Origin of the sequence: Streptomyces sp. W16 (assembly GCF_033194735.1) — a bacterium.
In the GTDB taxonomy this organism is placed as follows: domain Bacteria; phylum Actinomycetota; class Actinomycetes; order Streptomycetales; family Streptomycetaceae; genus Streptomyces.
In genome coordinates, this window is sequence record NZ_JAWOAI010000562.1 from 1 (window position 1) to 5,946 (window position 5,946).

5 protein-coding genes and 2 pseudogenes are annotated in these 5,946 nt (G+C 68.3%); 1 reads left to right on the forward strand and 6 read right to left on the reverse strand.

The annotated features are described in order from the left end of the window. A pseudogene (locus R6V09_RS43715) lies at positions 1 to 281 on the reverse strand (hypothetical protein); the annotation flags it as partial. Positions 282 to 340: 59 nt separating this feature from the next. Then, complete coding sequence (locus R6V09_RS43720) at positions 341 to 841, reverse strand: tetratricopeptide repeat protein (protein WP_317887048.1); 501 nt, start codon at positions 839 to 841, stop codon at positions 341 to 343. Positions 842 to 984: 143 nt separating this feature from the next. Between R6V09_RS43720 and R6V09_RS43725 the strand changes: the two genes are divergently transcribed. After that, complete coding sequence (locus R6V09_RS43725) at positions 985 to 1,386, forward strand: hypothetical protein (protein ID WP_262063015.1); 402 nt, start codon at positions 985 to 987, stop codon at positions 1,384 to 1,386. 128 nt (positions 1,387 to 1,514) lie between these two features. Here the strand turns inward: R6V09_RS43725 and R6V09_RS43730 are convergent, their stop codons facing one another. From R6V09_RS43730 to R6V09_RS43745, 4 genes and pseudogenes are all read right to left on the reverse strand, one after another. Further along, complete coding sequence (locus R6V09_RS43730; RefSeq protein WP_317887049.1) at positions 1,515 to 3,053, reverse strand: DUF1996 domain-containing protein; 1,539 nt, start codon at positions 3,051 to 3,053, stop codon at positions 1,515 to 1,517. A 183-nt stretch (positions 3,054 to 3,236) separates the two neighbouring features. Continuing rightward, positions 3,237 to 3,890 carry a response regulator transcription factor gene (locus R6V09_RS43735; protein WP_317887050.1) on the reverse strand — a complete coding sequence of 218 codons (654 nt, stop codon included), beginning with the start codon at positions 3,888 to 3,890 and terminating at the stop codon, positions 3,237 to 3,239. Then, a complete protein-coding gene (locus R6V09_RS43740) occupies positions 3,875 to 5,131 on the reverse strand; it encodes a sensor histidine kinase (protein ID WP_317887051.1) in 1,257 nt (418 codons plus the stop codon). Before R6V09_RS43740 ends, R6V09_RS43735 begins: the two co-directional genes overlap by 16 nt. A gap of 174 nt (positions 5,132 to 5,305) precedes the next feature. Further along, positions 5,306 to 5,946: pseudogene (locus tag R6V09_RS43745) on the reverse strand (reductase); the annotation flags it as partial.

The following is a 5,946-nucleotide window of genomic DNA, read 5'->3' on the forward strand; positions in this document are numbered from 1 at the left end:
ACCTGTTGGCGGACGAAGGCGTAACCGGGGTCGCCGTCCCGGCCGGTCGACTGGGCCGGGATCGCGGACGCCGACGCGCGGCCCCTGGGCAGGGCGCGCTGGGTGAGGGCGTGGGCGGTCAGGACGCGCCGGTTGCGGCCGAGGCTCGGGGGGAGCACCAGATAGGCGAGCCGGACGAGCCGTGGATAGTGCTCGACGAGCGCGGCCTCGGCCTGTTCGACATCGACGACCGGGGCGGTGGGTGAAGCTGCGGGGCGCTTGGCGACATCCTGTGACTGCACGTTCAGCAAAACGAGCGAATCGTGAGTTGGTCACCGCCACCCGGGCGACTCACGGCGGTTCAGTCGGCGGGTTCGACCAGTGCCCGCGCGTAGTTCGCCATCGACCGCTGGTAGCGCGGCAGATGAGGCGCCAGGGCGCCCAGCACGAGGGACAGGCCCTCGCGGTCGCGGCCCAGGCTGGACAGACACAGGGCGAGGCAGCCGCGTACCGCGTCGTCCAACTCGTCCGAGGGGCCGTCGAGTTCGGGTGTGAGCAGCTTGACGCCCTCCTCCGCCCGCCCGATGTTCCGCAGCGAACTGGAGAGTTGGATCTTCGCGCGACGGCCCTTGTAGCCGCTCAGCCCGCGTGCCAGCGCCTCCTGGTACAGGGGAACCGCCCGGTCCGAGTGCCCGGTCGAGTCCCAGGCACAGGCCCGCTCGAAAGGCCCCAGCGGGCTGCCGTCCGGGAGTTCGGCGACGAGCGCGTCGATCACGGCCCGGAAGTCGGCGGCACGCTCCTCCGGGTATTCGTCGAAGGTCGCCCAGGCGGCGGTCGTACGGTCTTCCCAGTCTTGGTTCACGGGCGCCACCTTCGCACACGCGTACTGCGGACGACCATGGAATTGAGCGTGCGGCCCTTTTGGGACGTATCGAATGGGACGGCCCCTTGCCGGGGTTCGCCGCGGCATGCTTTGTGCTCACCGGACGACCGGAGGAACGACAGATGAGGCTGACCCGACCGATGCTCGCGGTGGCCGGCGCCACTGCGGCGCTGGCGCTGGTGGGCTGCGGCGCCGACACCAAGGCCGCGACCATTCCGACGGCGGCCACCGGCAGCCTGGAGAGCCTGGCGGCCAAGGTGAAGTGCACGCCCGACATCCAGACCGACGCCGACGAACTCCGCCAGGCCATCTGCAAGATGAGCTACGGCAAGTTCGTCCTCGCGACCTTCGCCACCGACCGCGGCCAGCGCGAGTGGATCAACGACGCCAAGGACTACGGCGGCTTCTACCTCGTCGGCCGCAAGTGGGTCGCCGTCGGCACCGACAAGATCGTCAAGAAGCTGCAGACGACGCTCGGCGGCGACGAGGAGATCGGCACCGACCACTCGAAGCACACCAGCTGAAAAAGCTGTGTCACCGGTTCACACCCCTCAAAGTGCCGACACCGGTTAGGTCAGGACACACACGAAAGCGGGCGGTGGGAGAACCCACCGCCCGCTTCGTACTACCGGGTGCTACCGGCTAGCTGCGCTCACTGGCACTTCTTGCCGGAGTTGACACAGTTGGCGATCTTCGCCGCCAGGTTGTTCTTGGTGACGCTGATGAAGTCGTCGTGGTCGGTCGACGCCTTGTGCAGCTGCTCCGGGAAACCGTCCACCGCGTAGGCGTTCTTCACGGTGCCGTCCGCCTGGAGGGTGGGGGGCGCGATGTTGTAGACCAGGCGCATCGTCAGCTGCGGGATGGCCTTGAAGCCGTTCCCGCAGACACCGCTCGCCGGGTCCGCGAAGGCCACGTGCGTACGGTGGTTGGCGCTGTCGACGTTCACGCCGTCCCAGCAGCTCTGGAAGGCGAAGGTGCGGACCACCTGGCTGCCCTGCGGGCAGATCGGGTACTGCTCCGTCAGCTGGACCTTGTCCTCGAAGCCGGTGCAGCTCCAGTGCGCGTTGGCGTTCGCCAGACCGTTGGTGAGGGTCTTGGCGTCACCGGTGATGATGCGCAGGAACTGCGGCATCGCGACGACCTTGCTGGCCGGCGAACCGACGTACTTGATCTGCGCCTGGGCCGGCGTCAGGATCTTGCCGACGTTGCCTTCCTTGCCACCGCCGTCAGCGTTCGCGTCGAACTCCTGGGAGCCGTCCTGCACACGCACGACCGGCCAGTAGTACGCCGAGATGTCACTCTGGTTCTGGCAGCTGGAGGGGGCGGCCAGCAGCGAGTCGTTCGTGGAGAACGCGTTGACCTTCTGGTTGCCGACGTAGTCGTGCTCGTGGTGCGCGCCGTTGGTCACGCCGGGCGCCACGATGACGTTGTCGGTGTTGTGGTTCTTGTTCGCGTTCACGCCACACTTGGTGGTGAAGGAACCCGTCGAAGCCTGAGCCTGGTTCTGCGGCTTCGCCAGGACGTTGTTCGCCACCTTCGTGATGTCCACGAAGTCGGCGGCCGTCGGGCCGTTGCCGGCCTGGCCACCGTTGTTGGCGGGCGCAGAGGCCGAGGCGCTGGCGCTGGCGCTCGGCGCCGCGGTGTTCTGACCGCCGTTGTTGTTCTTGCCCCCGCCGTTGTTCTTGCCGCCGCCTCGACCTGCCGTGGTGGTGTTGGTGGCGTTCTGCGTCGTACAGGCGGCGAGTTGCTTCAGTGCAGCCGCGTTGACACTGCCGCCCACTCGCTGGATGTCGATGCGAATCCGGTCGATCGTGGCGGCCCGCTTCTCCTTGAGGGGGCCGACGATCGCGTTCTGCACGAAGCTCGCGTCGTTGGCCTGTGCCTGGCGCGTCGAAGCGAGCCGGGCGTAGGCCTCGGTGATCTGCTTGTCCAGGTTCGCCAGTTCGGTGGCGACACCCTGACGAGCCTTCTGCGGCACGTTCGTCAGCTGCTGGCCGACGTCCGGGCAGGCGATCGTCGCGACCTGAGCCGCGGCGGCCTTCGTCTGGTTCTGGCCCGATGAGTTGGACTCATGCGCCGAAGCATTCATCTGTGCCCAGAGCAGCCCGCCCCCACCGAGCGCTAGGGCAGCCGATGCGGCAATGGCCTTGGTGGCCAGCGGCGTACGGCGTTTACGATCATTGCGTCCCATGGAACTCCTCTGACTTCCTTGCGGGGCAGCGAGGCGCCCGACAGGAGTGAAGCGGCTCCCTCAGATACGCAGTGGGTCCCAGGAGTGTTCAGCCGTCTCAGAAATTGATGAGAGGTTCTTGCATAAGTCCCCTCCCAACTGGCCCTTAAACACCGGCAGTTGTGATCGACTCACAGCTAGTGCTCAGCGTCCCCGGTCCAAATAGGCCAATACCGCCAGCACGCGGCGATTGTCGTCGTCGGAGACTTCCAGTCCCAGTTTGGCGAAAATATTGGACGTGTGCTTCCCGATCGCCCGTTCCGTCACGACGAGTTGCCCCGCGATCGCCGCGTTCGACCGCCCCTGCGCCATCAGTTCGAGCACCTCGACCTCCCGGGGCGTCAACCGCCCCAGTGGCCGGTCGTCGGCCGCCCGCCGCGCCAGCAACTGCTGAATGACCTGCGGATCCATCACCGTCCCGCCGCCCGCCACCCGCCGTACGGCGTCCACGAACTGCTCCGCGTCGAACACCCGGTCCTTCAGCAGATAGCCCACCCCGCCACTCCCGTCGGCGAGCAACTCCCGCGCGTACAACTGCTCCACATGCTGCGACAGCACCAGCACCGGAAACCCGGGCCGCTCCCGCCGCGCCCGCAACGCGCACTGCAGCCCTTCGTCGGTGTGCGTGGGCGGCAGCCGTGCGTCGACCACGGCCACGTCCGGCGCCAACTCGGCCAGCGCCTCGGTGAGTTCGGGCCCGCTCTCGACAGCGGCGGCGATCTCGAAGTCGTAGGCCTCCAACAGCCGCACCAGCCCGTCCCGCAGCAGGAACAGGTCTTCGGCTAGGACAACGCGCACGGAATCTCCATGGTCACCACGGTGGGACCGCCCGCGGGGCTGCTGACGGCCAGGACGCCGTCGAATGTACCGAGTCGCCGCTCGACTCCGGAGAGTCCCGACCCCGCCCCGACCACTGCGCCACCCCCGCCGTTGTCGGTGACGGAGATCCGCAACAGACCTTCCCCGTACCGCATGTCGACCCACATACGGTCCGCCCCCGAGTGCTTCACCGCATTGGTCAGCACCTCGCTCACCGCGAAGTACGCGGCCGACTCGACCGGCGCGTCCGCCCGCCCGCCCCCGAAGTCCACGCCCACCTCCGTCGGCACCGGCATCCGAAGCGCCAACGCCCTTACGGCATCCCCGAGTCCACGTTCCGCCAGCACCGGCGGATGAATACCGCGCACCAGATCACGCAGCTCACCCAGCGCCTCGGCGGACGACTGCCGAGCCCGGGCGAGCAGTTCCCTGGCCTTGGCCGGGTTCTTCTCGATCAGCGCCTCGATCGTCCCGAGATCCATCCCCATGGCCACCAGCCGGGCCTGCGCACCGTCGTGCAGATCACGCTCGATACGCCGCAGCTCGGCCGCCGAGGAATCCACCGCGTCCCGCCGCGTCTCGGTCAACACCCGCACCCGCTCGGCGAGTTCACCCTGCCCTGGAGCGAGCACGGACCGCGTCAACAGAAAGTGGACCCGCAACAGGGCGGGCGTGAGGAAGTAGGAAGCGACAAGCAGAGCGACACCCAACACCCCCGCGAGCAGCGCACTGCCCTGCCCACCCACCGGCACGAACCCGTACCACCACCCCACATACGTCCCGTCCGTGAACACCCGCCACAACCCGAACGCCAACGCGAACCCCTCCAGCGGATAGAACACCAGAGCAGCAGGCAGCAACGCGGTCACGAACCCGGCGGTCATGTCGACAGGCAACCAGCGCAGATCACGCCAGGTGGCAGGGTCGCCGAGCAAACGGAAGGTCCGGGTCCACGGCCGTGCGCCGCTGGGGACCGCCCGATACGCCGGCGGAATACGCACCCCACACCACTGCGCCCCGAGCAGCCGCCGCCGGTCCGCGTGGGCGCGTACGGCGGTGAGCACCCAGGGGGTGGTGACCAGCCCGAGGCCCACGGGGATGAGCACGAGGGAGACGAGAGTGAGGACGAAGAGGGCGAGGGACCCGTAGAGGGAGAGAAGGGCAAGGCCGAGCGCACGCACCCCGGCCGTGAGAACGGTACGGGCCCTGTTCGTGTCCATACGCCCAGTCTCACCGAGCGGACCGACGAGGTCACGGGGCCCGCCCACCATGACGGGGGTGTCGCTACCAACACCGGTTCCTTGCGTCTTTTGCCTTTAGGGGCGCGGGGCTGTGTCGATATGCGGCTCCGCCGCGTGGGCGCGACCAGCCCCCACCGGCCCGCAGCCAACGAACTACCACTCCAACGGAACCCCAAGAACCTTCGCTTCTACAGCCGGGTCAAGCCCCACCCCCGGCCGATCCGGCCGCTGCGGCGCGGAACCCCCAACACTCTGCAACCAGCTCCACGTATCAGCCACCGTCTCCTCGACAGACCGGCAGCTCAACCCCGTAGCAACCGCCCGAGACACATCCGCACTGTGCAACGCGTCGTACCCCTCACTACCGTCCGGCACCCACACCGGCAACTGAGTCCAAGGCTCGATCCCGGCACCGAGCACAACCTCCGGCGAGGTCCACCGCAACTCGCCCACCCCACCGGTGACCCGCACACACGCCTCCAACAACGCCCCCATCGTCGCGTGCCCCTGCGGAGAGATCAGGTTGTACGCCCCGCTCAACTCCCGCTCCACAGACCCGAGCACCCACCCCGCGAGATCCCGCACATCCACGTACTGGAGCGCAAGCCCCCGCGGCCCCGGCGCCAACACCGGCCCACCCCGCGCGACCCGCCCCAACCACCACGGCAACCGCCCGACGTTCTCGTACGGCCCGAGAATCAGCCCCGCCCGCACGAACACCGACCGCTCCGCCCCGAACGCACCGAGCACGGCCAGCTCCCCGCCCCGCTTGTCGCGCGCGTAGTCCGTCTTGT

Bases quoted from the DNA above. Each gene is read 5' to 3' on its own strand.
- R6V09_RS43725 (WP_262063015.1), top strand. From the start codon at position 985: ATGAGGCTGACCCGACCGATGCTCGCGGTGGCCGGCGCCACTGCGGCG.
- R6V09_RS43730 (WP_317887049.1), bottom strand. From the start codon at position 3,053: ATGGGACGCAATGATCGTAAACGCCGTACGCCGCTGGCCACCAAGGCC.
- R6V09_RS43740 (WP_317887051.1), bottom strand. From the start codon at position 5,131: ATGGACACGAACAGGGCCCGTACCGTTCTCACGGCCGGGGTGCGTGCG.